The 17901-nt window shown below is 39.6% G+C and carries 16 protein-coding genes; 4 read left to right on the forward strand and 12 right to left on the reverse strand.

Annotation, left to right across the window (positions count from 1 at the left end; genetic code table 11):
* Positions 1 to 9: 9 nt before the first annotated feature.
* Entirely contained in the window at positions 10 to 2907 is a 2898-nt protein-coding gene (locus tag MW695_RS06380) for an extracellular solute-binding protein (RefSeq protein WP_483299846.1), read from the reverse strand.
* A 115-nt stretch (positions 2908 to 3022) separates the two neighbouring features.
* Positions 3023 to 4408 (reverse strand): ABC transporter substrate-binding protein, encoded by a 1386-nt coding sequence (locus MW695_RS06385; protein ID WP_247104286.1) that lies wholly within the window; start codon positions 4406 to 4408, stop codon positions 3023 to 3025.
* Between the two features lie 269 nt (positions 4409 to 4677).
* On the opposite strand from MW695_RS06385, the gene MW695_RS06390 reads away from it, so the two are divergent.
* Positions 4678 to 5442, forward strand: a complete 765-nt coding sequence (locus MW695_RS06390; protein ID WP_247104287.1) for a response regulator transcription factor — start codon at positions 4678 to 4680, stop codon at positions 5440 to 5442.
* 205 nt (positions 5443 to 5647) lie between these two features.
* On the opposite strand, the gene MW695_RS06395 is transcribed toward MW695_RS06390, so the two are convergent.
* Positions 5648 to 7117: a glycoside hydrolase family 43 protein gene (locus tag MW695_RS06395; RefSeq protein ID WP_247104289.1), complete on the reverse strand. Its 1470-nt coding sequence runs from the start codon at positions 7115 to 7117 to the stop codon at positions 5648 to 5650.
* A 274-nt stretch (positions 7118 to 7391) separates the two neighbouring features.
* Between MW695_RS06395 and MW695_RS06400 the strand changes: the two genes are divergently transcribed.
* A complete protein-coding gene (locus MW695_RS06400; RefSeq protein WP_247104291.1) occupies positions 7392 to 8357 on the forward strand; it encodes a 2-hydroxyacid dehydrogenase in 966 nt (321 codons plus the stop codon).
* A 90-nt stretch (positions 8358 to 8447) separates the two neighbouring features.
* Positions 8448 to 8990: a GNAT family N-acetyltransferase gene (locus MW695_RS06405; RefSeq protein WP_247104293.1), complete on the forward strand. Its 543-nt coding sequence runs from the start codon at positions 8448 to 8450 to the stop codon at positions 8988 to 8990.
* 134 nt (positions 8991 to 9124) lie between these two features.
* Here the strand turns inward: MW695_RS06405 and MW695_RS06410 are convergent, their stop codons facing one another.
* The 7 genes from MW695_RS06410 to MW695_RS06440 form a co-directional block, all read right to left on the reverse strand.
* A complete protein-coding gene (locus tag MW695_RS06410; RefSeq protein WP_247104295.1) occupies positions 9125 to 9814 on the reverse strand; it encodes a DUF3169 family protein in 690 nt (229 codons plus the stop codon).
* On the reverse strand, positions 9815 to 10018 hold the full coding sequence (locus tag MW695_RS06415) for a helix-turn-helix transcriptional regulator (protein ID WP_247104296.1): 204 nt from the start codon (positions 10016 to 10018) through the stop codon (positions 9815 to 9817).
* A 544-nt stretch (positions 10019 to 10562) separates the two neighbouring features.
* Positions 10563 to 11363 (reverse strand): arsenite methyltransferase, encoded by an 801-nt coding sequence (locus MW695_RS06420; RefSeq protein ID WP_247104297.1) that lies wholly within the window; start codon positions 11361 to 11363, stop codon positions 10563 to 10565.
* 45 nt (positions 11364 to 11408) lie between these two features.
* A complete protein-coding gene (locus tag MW695_RS06425; protein WP_247104298.1) occupies positions 11409 to 11951 on the reverse strand; it encodes an NAD(P)H-dependent oxidoreductase in 543 nt (180 codons plus the stop codon).
* Positions 11952 to 11974: 23 nt separating this feature from the next.
* Positions 11975 to 13033, reverse strand: coding sequence for a flavin-containing monooxygenase (locus MW695_RS06430; protein ID WP_247104299.1), 1059 nt, complete (start codon positions 13031 to 13033; stop codon positions 11975 to 11977).
* Positions 13034 to 13080: 47 nt separating this feature from the next.
* A complete protein-coding gene (locus MW695_RS06435) occupies positions 13081 to 14313 on the reverse strand; it encodes an MFS transporter (RefSeq protein ID WP_260505873.1) in 1233 nt (410 codons plus the stop codon).
* Between the two features lie 102 nt (positions 14314 to 14415).
* A complete protein-coding gene (locus tag MW695_RS06440; RefSeq protein ID WP_247104301.1) occupies positions 14416 to 14865 on the reverse strand; it encodes a MarR family winged helix-turn-helix transcriptional regulator in 450 nt (149 codons plus the stop codon).
* A 264-nt stretch (positions 14866 to 15129) separates the two neighbouring features.
* On the opposite strand from MW695_RS06440, the gene MW695_RS06445 reads away from it, so the two are divergent.
* Positions 15130 to 15621: a CBO0543 family protein gene (locus MW695_RS06445; RefSeq protein ID WP_247104302.1), complete on the forward strand. Its 492-nt coding sequence runs from the start codon at positions 15130 to 15132 to the stop codon at positions 15619 to 15621.
* Positions 15622 to 16015: 394 nt separating this feature from the next.
* Here the strand turns inward: MW695_RS06445 and MW695_RS06450 are convergent, their stop codons facing one another.
* Both MW695_RS06450 and MW695_RS06455 read right to left on the reverse strand, forming a co-directional pair.
* Positions 16016 to 16426: a DUF3887 domain-containing protein gene (locus MW695_RS06450; protein ID WP_247104305.1), complete on the reverse strand. Its 411-nt coding sequence runs from the start codon at positions 16424 to 16426 to the stop codon at positions 16016 to 16018.
* Between the two features lie 19 nt (positions 16427 to 16445).
* Positions 16446 to 17798, reverse strand: coding sequence for an alpha/beta hydrolase (locus tag MW695_RS06455; RefSeq protein WP_247104306.1), 1353 nt, complete (start codon positions 17796 to 17798; stop codon positions 16446 to 16448).
* Positions 17799 to 17901 lie beyond the last annotated feature (103 nt).

The following is a 17901-nucleotide window of genomic DNA, read 5'->3' on the forward strand; positions in this document are numbered from 1 at the left end:
CTCCTATCCTCATTGAGGTAAATTAAATTCTCTTCTCTTAATATCAATTTCTTCGTTAATATATCTAATATAATCGGCTAGAGCTTCCCGTGGATTTTCATTTGCATTTACAACACGTCTAAACGCATTGTCTAGATGTCTTCCTGTAAAATAGCCACCCGGAACTTGTGGTATTCCACGAACCCACTCCCACTGACTATCTAAATTGTTATAATCTTCAACTGGCCATGGAAGTTCTTCCAGTGCTTCAATATTCGCTGTCGGGTAACGCGCAGCCTCACCTAACAAACTTTCCATCTCTCTACCAAAATGTATTTGTGTTTCTTTATTTGTCCACCATTTCAAAAATTCCCATGACGCATCTTTGTCTTCTGCATTATCGAGCATAACTGCTGCGGTGGTATAACTAGACACATCATGACGAATTGAGCCATCTTCCATTTCTGTACCTGGCACGATCGTAAAGTCCCACATCCCTCTAATTTCTGGAGCTAATACTGATAGCATATTGTACGTATTGTAATCAGCCACTCCAATTGGCATTTCACCAACTCTGAATCTATTAGGGAAATCAGCCATTAATGGAAACTTATAATTTGTATAAAATTGTGTCCACTTGTTAAATGTGTCAATGGAAATTTCTGAATCAAGTGCACTTGCTGTTAAATCCCCCTGGTAAAATTCACCATCATTTTGATAAAGCAACATTGAAAATGCAGCATTAGGTACTAATGTTTGATTTTCTTGTGCCATTGGATCTTCAATTGGTAAAAAGAACTCCAAATTATGACGTTGTAAAACAGAAATCATATGATAAACTTCTTCCCACGTTTCAGGTGGCTCCAATTCCAACTCTTCAAGAATGTCTTTTCGATAGAACAACATCGGAAACATCTGCGTCTCTGGAAGAGCATATACGCCTCCTTCATATCGGTAAGGTAAAATCGCACTTTCACGGAATCGCTCGGAAACTTCATCAAAATCTTCGTAAATACTTAGATCCGCTGCAGCACTTCTCATAGCGTAATTGACAGGAACGTCTTCACCCATTTGTAAAGCTACATCCGGCCCTTCATTTGCGAGAGTAGCCGGTAATAAAATCTCAGGTGGAACTAGCCTTAAATGTACAGAGATATTCGATTCCGGAGTAAATGTATCATCAATTAAACTCTTTAATATTTGCGCCTGATCACGTCCTGTTGTGATCCAAACAGTAATCGATCGATCCAACTCTTCTATATTCCCTATACTGTCGTAGTCCTCGGTATACGAAGCAAAGAAGGCACCTATTTCATGTTGGGCTTTTTCAAAAAATGTAGCCTGTGCTCTTGGAAGCTCCTGGTCAGGTGAAGCCACGACCAAATAATCGAGAGTAAGTGGTTGTTCTCGAACGGTCTGTAGCCAAGTACCCAAACCTCCAACATTTAATTTATACGTATCGAGTCTTCTTGCAATCGTATCAGGATTCTCTACCATATCCTCTAATTGTCTAACCATTGAATGAAGAACAGCGACTTTATCACTTTTTTCTCCAGTAGATTCTTCAAGATAAGCAGCAACGCTTTCTATCACTTCAGCTTGTTCTGTAAAAACGTCTATCATGTGAGGAATTCGTCTTTCTAATTGATAATCTCTTAATGGATCAGGAGTGTTCGATGTTATCATCAGTATTTGCCTATACATCTCGTTAAGCTGAAGAACACTCGATTCAATTGTCCTTATTAGAGGAGCAACATCTCCAAGTGAAACCATCATTCGTATTCGATGAGTACCTTCAGTCAAATGAAATAAATAAGGCTCTTCGCCTCCAATCGCCTCCATTTGCCAATCTAATGAATAATGAAAACGGATTCGATTCACTTCTTCAAAGGGGCTTTCTCCATTAATCGTAAGACTTCTAGTCGAATAAATACCTCTAAGCAGATCTTGCTTCTGCTTCAAACCTATATGGTATAATCCTTCCTCTTCTACTTCTACTTCCCATTCAATCCACTGACCTGGCTGTTTCCAGTTGAAACCACCTATTGTATTAATCCTAAGATTAGAAACATGGTAAGGCTCAACCAATGGACTTGAACGATCTGTTAAAGGATATAACGTAGGTGAAGATTTTCTAACCGCATCCTCTGCTTGAACTTTAATAAATTGACCTGTTGTTGGTTCAATTCCTGCTTCTTCATATTGTCTCTTTACCTCATCATAAGGCTTAGCAACTGGTTCTTGATAAAGTTCAATATAATCAATAGCCATTGGTTCGCGTAATGACGTTAACGATATTTGTTGCTTCCCTTTAGGAAAATAAAATAAAAAAGGTTCATCATAGTAACCTTCACTATCCATGAATGTTTTCATCGTCCATTCTGGTCGTTCAACTTGACGGGGACGCAATTCATTTCCTTGGTCATCCTTTAAAATTTCGTCTAAAAGGTTATCCCAAAGGCGATCAAATAAAAGAATTTCAGCACCATCAAAAGGGATCTCTCCGTTAATGGAGAACTCCCTTTCAATTGAAGAGCTTTTTCCTTCCATCGGGTAATAGTGAACTCTAACATTGTATAAGCCCGGATGTTCAATTTGAACATCCCAGCTTATGGTTCCTTCCTCCGGCGTAAGAACTGCATGACCATCTAATCCTTCATACTGTTCCACGATTTCAAAGCCATCACCGCTCGTTTTCACATAATCCTCGCCCTCGATACGAACGATTTCATTAGGTCTGTCGGCATTCAAATGCTGATGTAAATATTGGTCATAGCCCTCTTCAGCGGTTTCGTCAACAATAGCTTCAAAATCAGCCATCACTTGAATATACTTCCCATCATTTGAATTCAAATAGGAATAAACCGAAATGAGTGATATAAATAAAACAAGAACGAATATGACACGGACATATTTTTTCTTCATCATGTACAACTCTCTCCCCTCCCACTGCAAGAGACTGACATTAAATTATCTTCATTTCATTCAATGTCAGTGACATACAAGAACTTGGTTTTCATACCCCAATAGGCATGTAACCTTGTTACTCCGTACCATATACTTCATCAATTGCTGCTTGGAATGATGATTTATATGTTTCAACAACAGTCGATACGGATGTTCCTTCATTTAGTTCACCCTCAAACTCGTAATACTCTAAATTCGGAAATGTATGATGATCAAGCACAATCAAATTAGGAGCAACCATCAAAACATTTTCAATATCTTCTTCGTTAACAAATAATGACTCATATGAAGCTTGACCTGGGTAATCATATATTGAATCAATATCGTTTATCTTCTCCCAGATATAAAGGAGCTGTTCTGGATTTCCAACTGCTTTTGGAATCGTTAATGCTTGTAATAATGCCTCAGCTGAGTGATACGTATCTGCGCTAGGTCCTTTTGGAAATGGTACAAACCCTATATCATAATCAGCCATATCAGCTTGGATGCCAGACAATTCATGTAAGGCACCCGCGTACATTAAAGTATTACCCTGTCTAAAGAATTGCCCAGGCTCCGTCCAATCTCCACCTTCCGACGGTCTAGGCACTTGTTCCGTTGCAAGTTGAGAAGTGAAATTGAGTGCTTCAAGTGTAGCCGGGTCTTCTAGAATCTCTTGATTTCCATCCGTTAATCCCGTATTGTTTGAATACAATGCATGTACAAGTAGCCCAGCATTTGCAAGTCCCCACGTATCGACACTTCCATCGTTATTCGTATCTTTATTAGCTTCTTTGGCAACATCAATAAATGTATCCCAATTCCAATTATCTTCATCTACGTATTCTTGAAGAGGCTTCATCCCAAGCTCATTCATTAACGTCCGATTATAGAAAATCCCTTGCACTAAATTAGTTTGATCTTCTGTAAATCCATATCCCCGACCTTCATATGTGTAAAGCTCGTTAGTCATAAGTTGATTAAATGCATTAGAGTTTTGCGTATACTCATCGATTGGCCATAGTAAATCTTGTTGTACGAGTGCTGGTATTGTATAGGTTTTGCCTAGTCTAACAATATCTCCAATTGGTTCACCAGCTAAGAGAGAAGCTGTGACACGCTCTTGATATTCTTCATAATCAATCGCAATATATTCAATTTCAAAATTATGCTTATCCATTAATTCCTCTAGATTTTCCTGACGCTGAATATTATCTGGGTTATCTGTATCAATTGTCATATCCCACCAAGATACAACCTTAATCGTTTGGCCACCCAAGTCAAAATCCATTTCTGGTGTTCGATACACCTCATCCTCTTGTGATGCTTCATCATCTGTTTCCTCTATATCACCATTTTCAGAAGTATCTTCAGCATCGTTGATCACATCACGTTCAACATCACCATCTGCTGCGTTGTCACTACAAGCAATTAATAATAAGACCAAAACCAACATGTATAGCATTGTTTTAAAAAATCTCATTTAAATCCCCCTCAATCGTTTTATTTGTTGATACACCGATAAATATAGCGCTTTCATAAAAAGGTAACAACCTGCCAATAATTAGTTAAAAACCGGTCTAATTCTAGTTTGTATTTTTATTTTTTTGGTCGATTAATCTTTTTTATTTAAGTTATAAAGATTTGTGTGCAATATAAAGAAAAGCCTATTTTTTTTCGCTATCACATTCTTCATAATGAAAGCGTATTCATTGTGAATTCATATCAAATGTTACTGAAGGAGGGAAGCTTGTGTATAAGGTGCTGCTTGTTGATCCAGAACACAATACAAGGAATAATATAATGAAAATGCTCGATTGGAATCATTACGGCTTCACCTTTCAAGACTACGCAGAGACCGAGATAAGCGCCCTGAATTTATTTAACGAACGACATTATTCAATTATTATCATCAACATGACTCAAATGAAGGATAAAGGTTTACTTGTATGTGAACGAATTCGCGAGATAAGCTCTATTCCTATTTTATTAATCGGAGGAAATAAGGACTTCCAGCTTGTTCGAAAGGCACTTAACCTTCAAGTTAATGATTACTTGCCAAATCCAGTGAACCCAGATGAGCTTTCAGCTAGTTTACTTACAGTCAAACAAGCCATTGAGAGGAAGCTTTTTTCTAGTAATCGAAATGCGAAGACTGCCAAAAGAGTATTCGATTCACCTAAGCGAACAACGAATATTATTGAAAGGGTAAAAGACTTTGTGGAAGAAGCTATCAATGAGAATATTACGTTAAAGGAGATTTCAGACACTTTACATTACAACTGCTCCTACTTAGGTCAAAAATTTAAAAGTCAAGAAAACATGACCTTTAATGAATACTTGCTTCAACGTCGAATGGAAAAAGCAAAATACTTACTTCACCATACAAACATGAAAATCTATGAAATTTCTTACAATGTCGGCTATACGGACTTAGACTGGTTCTATAAAAAATTTAAGCTCTACACTGGAGTCAGCGCCTCTGAATATAGAAAATTACAAAGCAAAGCACAGTAATAAAAAATATCAAGCTAATGATTTCAGACTACCGTTATCATGATGAAGAAAACAAAGAGGCTGGTCAAAAGTATTTTAAAAAATGAGAAACCGAACAAGTCTAGAATGGAGCACATCCACCGCTTCTGCAATATACTTCGCTACGTGCTCTACATGTTCGGATTCTCAGCTAAACACTTTTGTTATGTCCCAGCCTCTTAAACCATTATTGCTCAAACTGCCAATAGTCCATCTTACATAACTTATCAGCTTGAATACCGGTATAAATAATGTACAAATCATGAATTCCCTTTACTCCTCGGACCTCAATACTTACGGTTTGCCAATGTTCTGAGCTATCTACAAGTGGTAAGGATACGTTACCTATTACGATCCCATTGGGATGATCTAACCTTAGCTCAAGACCTCCTACATCCGATTCATTACATATTCTTGCTGTAAATGTTGAAGCTCCTTCACCGAAATCAACGTTAGCTACTGCTGTCCATGCTCCATTTTCCAACGCCGTAACAGCTAAATCACTATTAGACACAGGTTCTACCTGAATACCGGCACTCCATGCCATCGTCTCTGCCTCAACACGTGTGTATGGATCTAAGCATTTGAGTGGTTCAACGCCCTCCATATCAGCTGTAATGGCCTGAATTAACCCATCTGCATGAAACGAAACTTGATTTAAATGTGTCGAACGATAACCCTTTGAAAATCCCATTGCTTTAGAGAGAGTTTGTGCATGATAAGCAATATACCACTGATCACGGAATTTAAAAATGGCATGATGATTATTTCCACTCGTCCCAAAAAAGTGACCAGGATTTTTTAATATTGTCCCTTCGTATGTCCATGGCCCCATTGGACTTTGACTTGTCATATAGGCAATCTCACCTGCTGGTGGACTTCCTGTTGGGCGATCGCCATCATAAAAGTTTGAGCAATAAGTAAAGTAATACGTATTGCCAACTTTATTAATTCCTGCATCCTCAAACATAAAAGGAGCAGAAATAGGAACAGCCTTACCTACGACACTCGTCATATCTTCTCCAAGCTCCATAACTCGAGCTGTATCTGGCCATTCATATTGTCCTTCAGGCACACCACCACCAAAGTATATGTAGGCTTTCCCATCATCATCTACGAGAACCGCTGGATCGAAAAGCCACGTCACATCTTCTACACCTGGAGTACTTCTTAAAATAAGAGCCTTCCCAATTGGGTCCTCCCACGGGCCTGTCGGGCTGTCACTCGTTAGTAGACCTATACCGCTTGCATTATTAGCAAAATAAAGAAAGAATTTGTCCTTACCATTAATGACTTTATGTGCAGCTGCTGGAGCCCATGATTGGGTGGCCCATTTGGCAGCACCCTCTTGGCCTGCCGCATTGATGATTCCATGATCTGTCCAATTCACTAAATCATCAGATGAAACGACACTCAATTTATTTATTGATCCATATGAATTTTCAAGAACTTGATTATTATCATCGTATTCTAGTACATCATTCGTCGCATATAAATACACACGATTCTCAAAGACGAGTGCATAAGGATCAGCACCGAATTTATGTGCCGTAATCGGATTACCATTTCGAGGAACTTTCCCGATCGCACTAGCTACCTGAACATCGTTATCGTTCTTTTTTCCATTCACTGCATTTACTTGTATGTGTTTCTTCATTTTATATGGTCAACTCCTAGTCATTTTTTCAAAGCCTCTCTCATTAAACAAACGAACAGATCATTTATAACGTATTACAAATACACCTCCCGAAGTATTCTCAAGAAAGTGTATCGTGTGCATGATCTACCAACAACCTGTCAATTGCTTTTAATTTAGCCCTGTAATTTCTAGGTTAGATCGACTCTGTTTCTAATAAAAACATCGCATTTTGTTTCATCACCCTTTAAAATAGAATTATGTAGAAAACGATTTTACTTTGGAGGGGCAAACGATGAGTCAACCAATTGTATTTTCTGACAAACCACTTTCTAAAGAGATTCAAACCTATCTCGCAAATCACGTCAAACTAACGATGTGGGAAGAGGCGCACAAACTAAAGAGGGAACAACTATTTGAGAAGCTTCAGGGTGTAGATGGATTTATGACAAGTGGTGAACTGATTAATGAGGAGTTTCTTCAAAAAACTCATAGCCTTCGTGCAGTTAGTACCATTTCGGTTGGCTATGATCATTTTGATCTAGATGCGATGAGAAAGCATCAAATTATCGGAACACATACTCCATACGTTCTCGATGATACTGTTGCTGACCTTGTTTTAAGCTTAATGTTAGCTACAGCACGACGAATTCCTGAACTCGATGCTCTAACGAAAAGTGGTTGTTGGAAAAAAGGAGACTCTAGACAGCTATTTGGGGTCGATGTTCACCATAAGAAGCTTGGAATTATTGGTATGGGGAGAATTGGAGAGAAAATTGCGAAACGAGCAAAATTTGGATTTGATATGGATGTTTCTTATTTTAATCGAAATCGGAAAGAGGATGTGGAACAGCAGCTCGGTCTTCACTATCAAGAATTAGAAGTATTACTTAGTGAGTCAGACTTCATCGTACTCATGGTTCCACTAACAAATGAAACGAAACAATTTATTGGCGCACACGAATTTACGTTAATGAAGCCAACATCGATTTTCATCAATGCTTCGAGAGGACAAACAGTCGATGAGGAAGCGATGACAGAAGCACTATTAACAGGAGAAATTTTAGCAGCAGGGTTAGATGTGTATGAGCAAGAGCCAATCCATCCAACTAACCCGTTACTAAACTTAAAAAATGTCGTTACATTACCTCATATCGGTTCCGCTACAAGCGAAACGCGAGATGCTATGGCGATGTTAGCTGCGAAAAATATCGTAGCCGCACTAACAGGAGCTGGAGCATGCTATAAAGTACAGAATTAGTAAAAGCTTTTTTATCCTTCCAGAAAGGGGTGAACGATGCCAGGTAGCCATATCTTTTTCTAGAATAAAAAGATAATGGAGGGAAAATGAATGAAAACAACATTGGAAACAGAACGATTACAATTACGGAAGATGAAAACATCTGATGCACCACACCTTTTCAGCATTTGGTCAGACCCGACCGTAACAAGGTATATGAATATTAGTGGTTTTGATTCTGTCGAGCAAGCCACAACGATGATTACTCACCTCAATCAACTAGCTAATGAAAATCAAGCGATTCGCTATTCCATTATTCTCCAAAAGACTGGAGATATTATTGGCTCATGCGGATTCAACCACTTTGACTTTACAAATGAACGAGCAGAGATTGGCTACGAATTAGGAAAGCAATATTGGGGACAAGGATATGCAAATGAAGCCATATCAACTATCATCCATTATGGTTTTAAAGAATTATTATTAAATCGAATCGAAGCCAAAGTCGAGCTTGAAAATCAGCCTTCAATTAAGCTATTGGAGCGACTAAACTTCACTTATGAGGGGCTTTTAAGACAGGTTGAAAAGTATGAAGGGACGTTTCATGACCTAGCTCTTTATTCAACATTAGCATGTGAACAAACCGACTTATAAGCTACAATCACATATTTAAGGGCATTGAAAAAGGTAGAAAAACTTTTTCAATGCCCTCTTTCTTCACTACAATCCAATTGGAGCGATATATTGATTTCATTAGGCTAAATAGTTTTTAATTACTTCATAAAGGTCTACTTATTGCGAATCGCCAAAAAATACTTTCCTTGCACAATAATTAAAACAATACTCATCGCAATAACCGAAAACAACTGATTATGTTCTGTCAAAATTGAATAAAGCACCGAAAAAATAATTGCGATAATTAATGCTACTGGTAGTAAATGGTATGCTTTATACAGTCCATTTAGCATCACATGTCTTTCACCATCGTCAGATGCTGCTAATAATTTTTCTGTATAATCGGGATCAGAAAGCTTTGGTAAGTTTCTCTCAGGATAACTGACTCTCATTAAATGCATCATATAAGCCGTAAAGCTGTAACTGACAATTATAAGGACAATCGAAATGATCGTATAAGCGATATGCAATGACATAATAATTCCAATACTTAACGTTAAAATCGCGATAATCGTACTTGTATAGATTAATATAGATTGATCGGCACCTTTTCGGTATTTTAGGACATCAACCTTATCTTCCTCCTCTCCTTCAAAATCCATAGCATTAAGCTTCTTCACTTGTCTGAATGAAATAGTTGTTGCTATAAGGAATACAACAATACTAGCAAAAAGAAAGATGACAATTTCATTCGTATATTGAGAAAGATCGATAGCAAAATTGCCTAAAATAATCATTGCTCCTAAAAACCCTAAAACACCACCGATTGCAAACTGCTGTAATGTTCTTGCTAATGCCTTCATTTATAATTCATCCTCCTCAAAGAAAAATACTTGTTCAACAGGCTCACTAAAAATGCGAGCAATTCGTACAGCGATAAGCAAGGAAGGGATAAATTCCTCACGTTCGATTAGACTGATCGTTTGGCGGGATACTTTTGCAAGCTTTGCTAGCTGCGTTTGATTCATACGATCACGTGCCCTTAACTCCTTTAACCGACTTTTCATTTATGATCACCTCCATTACATTGTAAATGATCTTAGCTTTTTTGACAAGTAAAATTGTCAAAAAAGCTAAGATCATAGTCATATATATATAAATTTTGATACCTTTCATATGTTATCAAGGAAATAAAAAATGGGCAGCTTTAATGCTGCCCGAACAGAAGCCACTGAAAAAGTGAAAATCGCACTTTTTCAGTGACCTTTAAGTAATGTGCGTAGCCGTTGCCCGATTTTGAAAGCCTTGTAATGAGTGGGTTTCTCATAGCAAGGCGCGCAACGAGTGGAGCCATTACTCTTCTTTAAGTTACGCTGGCGCTCCGAACTTTAGCCTAGGAACAGCCATACATGAATATGTCGACACTTGCCAACGATCTGTTAGATGATCTAGAAACAATTCTAACCGAAAGCCAAGACCGAAATAAATTAATTACGTTATCCAATATTAAATACAAACATTGCAACCGCAAACGTCCGTCACTTCTATGCGCTAACACGTAAACTATCGCTAGAAGTAGACAGGCAGCAGTTTACGGTGCGTTTGTTCACATTATATTTGTGGTTTAACGGCTTGAATAACAGCCGAAATGATATAATTTTCGATCTGCTGTCCAGGAACCCAATCTTTAATAAACGCTTTTGATTCATTCTTCGTTTCAATCTCAATATCTTGAAAACCGCTCTGGATTAACATACGCTTTATTTCATTGATAGACGAAGCACCGGATATGCAACCCGCATACATTTGATCTTGATCATTTTTGATCGGGTCAGGCAGCTCGGCTGTCGTTACAATGTCGGAAATCGCAAGGCGACCGCCGGAGTTTAGAACTCGAAACGCTTCATCGAATACCAGTTGTTTGTCTGTAGAAAGATTAATGACGCAATTGGACATGATGACATCCACCGTCTGATCCGGTACCGGCAGATATTCAATTTCCCCTATCCGAAATTCCGTATTCACAAACCCGCCTTTATTCGCATTATGACGCGCACGACTTACCATTTCTGGTGTCATATCGACGCCGATCACACGCCCCGTCTGGCCCACTTTTCTAGAAGCGAGAAAACAATCGAATCCCCCGCCGCTGCCCAAATCCAGCACAACTTCACCTGGCTTCAAGGCAGCAATTGCTTGCGGATTGCCACAACCTAACCCAAGGTTTGCCCCGTCTGGCACCATCGTTAATTCTTCAGGTGAATACCCCAATTGAGCCGATGCACCACTCGTTGATGTGACATTTCGGGAATCACTACAGCACGAAGAGGCTCCCATTTCTTGAACTGCAATTTCTTTGTAACGACTCCGTACATTTTGACGGATTTGATCTTTGCTTACTTCCTGACTCATAAAATTAACTCTCCTTTTATTTTGGATTACCCTCACGCACGTCTGCTATGCGTTAAGGGGTTTAAGCTGTCTATCGGTAATATGTTCAACGTATGCTGCTGCGCTCTTCGTGATCGAGGCAGAATCAAGCCAAACAGCTCCATGTAGCACAAAATGAACTAAAAAATTCATCCCGGTTAAATTCGCCGTCGCCTGGAACGGCCTTGTCAATTCGCTTACAGTAAAAAGATTTTTTCCGCCTGCTCGGTAGTCTTGTTCTTGGCCACCTATCGAGATCGCTAGAACCAATTCTTTGCCATGTAAAGCGCTACCGCCAGTTCCATATGCCCAACCATACATCAAGACATCATCCATCCATTTTTTAAGCAAAGGGGGGGAGCTGTACCAAAACAACGGAAATTGAAACACAATTCGATCATGAGCCAACAACAATTGTTGCTCGCGAGAAACGTTGATCGTTTCATCCGGATATTGTTCATACAGATCATTAATCGTAACAGCCTGGGACTGCTCCAACTCTTGCTTCCAGCTAGCGTTTACACGTGAGCATTGCATATTGGGATGCGCAATATTTACGAGAATCTTCATGATTTCCTTCTCCTTCCTGTCCATCATCCTGTTTGCAAGAAACGTCCGATATGACGAACAACGTATTTCGCGTCAGGCCCCACCCCCCTTAAGGTTGCAGAAGCAAAGGAACGCTGACCTTCCAAGCCTACATAGTACAGCCCCGGTACGGTCTGGCTAATGCCCGCCGTATGCAATGGCCTTCCTTCCCCATCAAGTGCACCAATTTCCTGAAAGTACGTAAGTCCCGGGCGGTATCCGGTAGCAAAGATGACCGCATCGACTTTCTCCTGTAACCCGTCCGGCCAAATGACTCCGGATTCGGTAAAAGCAACGAACATATCCCGTTGATCGGGCTTTCCTGCTTCTAATCGCGCTTTGTAGTCACCTAAGTCAGCCGCGGCAGTGGGGATCGGCGCTTGCTTACCGAAACGCCAGAATTGAAAGGTATCTAAGCCAATAGCCTTAATCCAAAAGTGCAAGTCAATGCCAAATACTTTCTGGTTCACAAGCTTTACAGGCTGTAGAACAGCTAAGGAAGTATGGCTGCTCTCGGTCAGTTCCATCGCAATTTGAACCGCTGAATTCCCTCTTCCGACTACCAAAACTCGTTGATCCTTGTAACGATCCGGATTGCGATACGCGGAGGAATGAAGAATTTCCCCTTTAAAAATCTCTCTTCCCGTAATATTCGGAGTAAACGGATTGTGGAACGATCCAGTAGCGTTAATTATCGTTTTTGTCTGGTAAACGGCCCCTGCTTCCGTATGAATCGTAAACCCGTTGCCCTTCTCGATCCGGATGACCTTTTGATTCGGCTGAATCGGCAAATCGAAGGCTTTAGCGTAATTCTTTAAATACTGAATGACCTCATCTCGCAAAGGATAATGGGTGCGGTGTCCTGGCATTTTTAGCCCAGGCATAGACGAGAGCTGTGCGGGCGAAAAGAGCTTCAAGCTGTCGTAATAACGAGGCCACGATCCGAGAGCCCCATGGCTAGCCTCCAGTATCAAAAACCGTAGCTTCTTCTTTTTTAAATAATAACCGGAAGCAAGCCCCGCTTGCCCCCCTCCAATAACAATGACATCCCACATTTTATTCATCAAAATCCCCCCTTATTTCATTTGCATTTTACAAGTATTAGATACGTTTACTTAGATGCATTACTGCTCCGTTCCACTTTCCCTAAAATAAGAGCTACCGTTAATATCAGTCCTGCAGCCCCCCATGCAACCATTGAAGCCCCTGCCATTTCAATAATCATAAAACCAAGCATTGGGCCAGCAGCAGCTCCCAGATCAGAGACCATTAAGTAGTTTGAAATGACTTTGTGTTTCGATGTTTTCGCTGTAACTGCATACTCGGCCATCGTTGCATCTAGTAGCATGGTGATCAATGTAGAGAGAATTAATAAAATGATTATGACCATGATCCAAGTGCTAACGGGCAGAGAAAGCGGAACGATGGCATAGAATACAGCTGCCAAACCGAGTCCGGTGATGAGCCACCTCTCTTTTGCGCGTGAACGATCTCTCCATTTTCCAACTAAAGGCGATATCAAAGGTTCCATTCCCCAGCTAAAGGTTAGCAACACAGCCGTTAGTGCCGCAGGGCCTAATGCGCCAAGCAGAAGCAACGTTGTAAAATCCCGTTCATCTACCCATAACCCGAGCGTAGATTTTAATACACCTTGAAAAATAAAGGTGATAAAGAACGTGCTGATGAGAAGATAAATAAAGACTTGCTTCTTTTTTAGGTGGTGTGCATCGTTGCTTGAATGTGCCATCTCATCATAATTGACGCTATATCCAAAATTTGAGGTTATCAATAAGGGAATGCAGATCAGCGCAACGATTCCGAAAATAAGCGAAATCCATTCTACTCCAATTAAGTCGACGCAAGCTCCCCCCACCAACATGCCAACCAAAGCACCTGAGCGAGACAACCCGTTATATAGCCCTGACAATCTTCCGGCATCACCCGTCTTCATCGCCGCTTCAACGACGATCAATTGTCCGCCTTGTCTTAAAAACGTCCATGCAATCCCCCATAAAACCCTTGCAAGCAACAGAGGCCAAAATGATTTCAATACACCATAAGCTATTGTAGACAATACCGTTAAGACTAGTCCGATCATAAAGCCTTGTTTTAAACTAAACTTCTTATAAAATTGATTCACAATTGGATGTAAAGGAATCCGTACAAAACGGTTAATCGATAGTAAAACTCCTACTTCCCACAATGACAACAAACCAAATTGCTCCCAATGAATCGGTAAAACCACATAAAGCATCATGTCTCCCAATAAACATATTGCCGTTATGAACGCCGCAAATTTCACCTGCGACGACGGTGCTGAAAGTTTTAAACCTTTTTCTGTCATATGCTAGCATACCGCCTTTTGAGTAATTGACTGAATGAGTCTAGAAGTCGAGTATCTACCTCCAACTAATTATTTGCATTTTACAAATATAAGGCAAAAGAATCACCCCACTGGGGGCGTACAGCACGTTCCAGATTTGGCCATAGCGTCATTAAGTAGCTTGATGGAACGGATCACCGTTTCTTTTTCAAATTCATTCATGTGGGAGAAAATTTCGTTCAAATACATCTTCATTTGTTCGTCAATGGTTGTCGCCACATATTTCCCCTCTGTCGTCAAGGAAAGTATTGATACTCTGCGGTCAGCTGGATCGGGCGTTTTCTGCACCAAGTTCATCTTAATTAAGGATTGAATCTGTCTACTGAACGTGGTTATATCCGTTCCCAAAGCTTCGGCTACCTGCTGAATCGACGGGTGATGCTGTCGGTCGATTTCATAAAGAATATGGCTTTGAATTAACGAAATATCAGTACCACCGACCGAACAGCAATTTTTATCAAGAAAGCCGAATCGGCGCGTCATGATTTGAAATAGTTCGCGAACATTTTCCATTCTTATCACCTACCTCACTTTTAATTATATAGCATTTATTTGCAATTTGCAAGTATAAATCTAAAAGAAGCCGTAACTCGTCTTTCATGACAATGATCCCTACTCTTTTCTTATTTTGCGTTAGAAAATTTCTCTTCAATCGACTTTTACTTTCCTAAAGAGATCGATTTTCCGATGGATACTTCGCTCATTCACTCGTCTTTTAATCAATGGATGTATAACTTTACAAAAACAACTCACTCTAACAACAGGAGGTGAATCATTATGTCAAAAAAACAAGAGCAAAGCTTTCTTTTCATCATAACAGTCATTTCCATTGTATTCCTTCCTTTTGCCATCATCAAACGTTCTTTTAAGGATTGGATCATTGTATATTTAGTAAGTGTCATCGGTAATTCGTTTATCGATCGTTACTTAGTCTCTAAAGGCTACTTAGGTTACAATGTGAGACCGTTTAAAAAGCTGTTCTCCATTCATTTCCCATTTGATTTTATCCACTATCCATTAATGCTTCTATATTATAACCAGTGGACTCTTCACAACAAGCCTTTTATTAGTATCTTAAAGCTGTTTCCTTTTATCATCCCTCTAGTTATTGTCGAGACGTGGGCTGCTAAGAAATCGCACTTAATTAATTGGAAAAAAGGTTGGACCTGGTACCATTCTTTATGCAGTTTAGCTATTAAATTCCTTCTTTGTCGAAGCATCATTGCTACAATTCGTGTTGTAAACAACGGATCAGTATCGGTTAAATAATACAAGAAAAGGGAGTGCCTTTAAACCTCATACACTCCCTTTTACACCTACTTTAATCGAGAGCACTATAAAAAGTTAACTATTAAACCTTTTAATGCTCTCACCTTTTGTTTTATCAATGACGAACAAGAATACATACAAAGCAACTGCTCTGAGGCCACTGAAAAAGTTTGGTTTTAACTTTTTCAGTGGCTTTGAAGTAATGTGCGTAGCCGTTGCCCGATTTTGAAAGCCTTGCAATGAGTGGGTTTCTCATAGCAAGGCGCGCAACGAGCGGAGCCATTACTCTTCCTTGAGTTACTAGAAAGGACTTTTTCAGTGACCTCGCTGCTCTTCCCTTATTATTTTTCTTATCACCTGTTTGAACTGGCGTATTTATTCCATTTAGATTTACTTAGTTTTCATGAATGTAAAAACCAGAAATTTCTTCATGTTCATTAATAGATACACTAATAATCACATCTTGTCCCTCAAATAATCCTTCTAATATGACAATTGAGTACCCCTCAGCCTCTTCTGTTGACTGATATCTGTGATCAATATACGCACCTAATTGCAACTCAATCTCTTCCCATGTCTGTGCTAATTCCGCTTCAGAAATTGCTTCACTCATTGTTTCATCAAATTGCTCAGCTGCTTCGTTATAGCTTCCATCAGCTAATTGCTGAATAAAGGATTCTGCTATTCGCTCTTTCCCTTCCGTACCTTCTGTATTCCCTGTATCGCCTTCTTCATTACTACAACTAGCTAACATTAACGCGATTAATCCTGCTGCAAAAACAGATACATATTTCTTCATGTTCATTCTACTTCCTCCCTTTTTCTTAATCGGATTGAATCCATACCCACTGGGCCATATCTTCTATGACTTCGTCAGCTACTATACCTGGTTGCTCATATTCACCGATCGTACCTTGATTGTCACCTCGTGATTCAATAAAAAAATGATTTAATTGTGGATAACTTTTAAAAGTAACTTTCTCTCGGCTTTCTAACGCTTCTTGCCATGCCAAGAAGTCAGCTTCATAGGTGACTTGAAAGTCGGTTTCCCCATGTAGGATCAGTACCGGTTTACTACTGCCTTCTAACAGCTCAACCGGATTATATTTGTCCATATCGAGTAAATAATAAGCTGGGAGCCCAAACACTTGAGTTGATTCAATTTCTTTGAGAGATAAATCATCTAACCTTTGCGCAAGTTCATAATGCTGCTCGACCTCTGTTATTAAAGACTCTCGCTCTGACTCATCAATCACATCACTATCAAGAAAGGCGATATTTTGATCATAGACAATTTCCCACATTGGACGAGGAGAACCAGCTAAAATCATAATCCCAGCAAAGTATCCTCCAGAATCGTCAACTCTCGGAGCTAACATCCCACCTTGACTATGACCGGCCACATAAACATTTGTTGAATCAATCCGTTCATCAGACTTTAAAAGGTTGCTAGCTCGAACTGCATCTTCCACTGTTTCTTCATGTACGGTAAAATGAGTCATTTCTTCTGGTGTTAATTGATCTCCATATGAATACGTACGCTTATCATAGCGTAATACTGCAATTCCACGCTCCGCCAGTCCCCATGCAATGTCTCGAAACGGCTTATATGAGTGAACAGCTGAATCTCGATCGCTCGGTCCTGACCCATGCACGAGAACAACTGCAGGTAGAGCTTGATCGATCTCACTTGGCATTGTGAGAACGCCTTCAAGTTCGAATTTCGTACCTTCTCCCACAATCAGTTCCTCTTCAATAATCGACTTAGGTACCACTGCACTGACCTCTCCACTTGCTCTATGTAAGCCGACCAGCTCCTGCTCCTTATTAAATATCATTCGAACATCCACACTCATATTTGTATATTGAATTTCTATTTCTACTACACTATGCTCTCCCCGCTCAGAAGCATCGATTGATGTCAATTGAACATAACGACCTTCTAAATCAATTTGCTTCTCCCAATTAGAAATGACACTTGAAAGTGACGTTGATTCTATCCATTCATTAGCACCATATTCATCATAAACAACTTCATATTCTTGCTTAATAAGTAGCTCAACTATTTCCTTTCCTAAGTCTTCCATCTCACCTTCATCAAACGAAAGAGATATGCAACCTGTAAAAATCATGACAATTAAAAAGATCATAATAGATACCAATCCTTGGTTACTCATCACCTTCACCACTTTTTATATTCAACATCCTTTCCCTCCTACTATGCAAAAGGATCACCAATTGTTTGTCTACCTATTTTTTACGAAAGAAAAGAAAAAAGGT

This window comes from Halalkalibacter sp. APA_J-10(15) (genome assembly GCF_023017105.1).
In the GTDB taxonomy this organism is placed as follows: Bacteria; Bacillota; Bacilli; order Bacillales; family Bacillaceae_D; genus Halalkalibacter.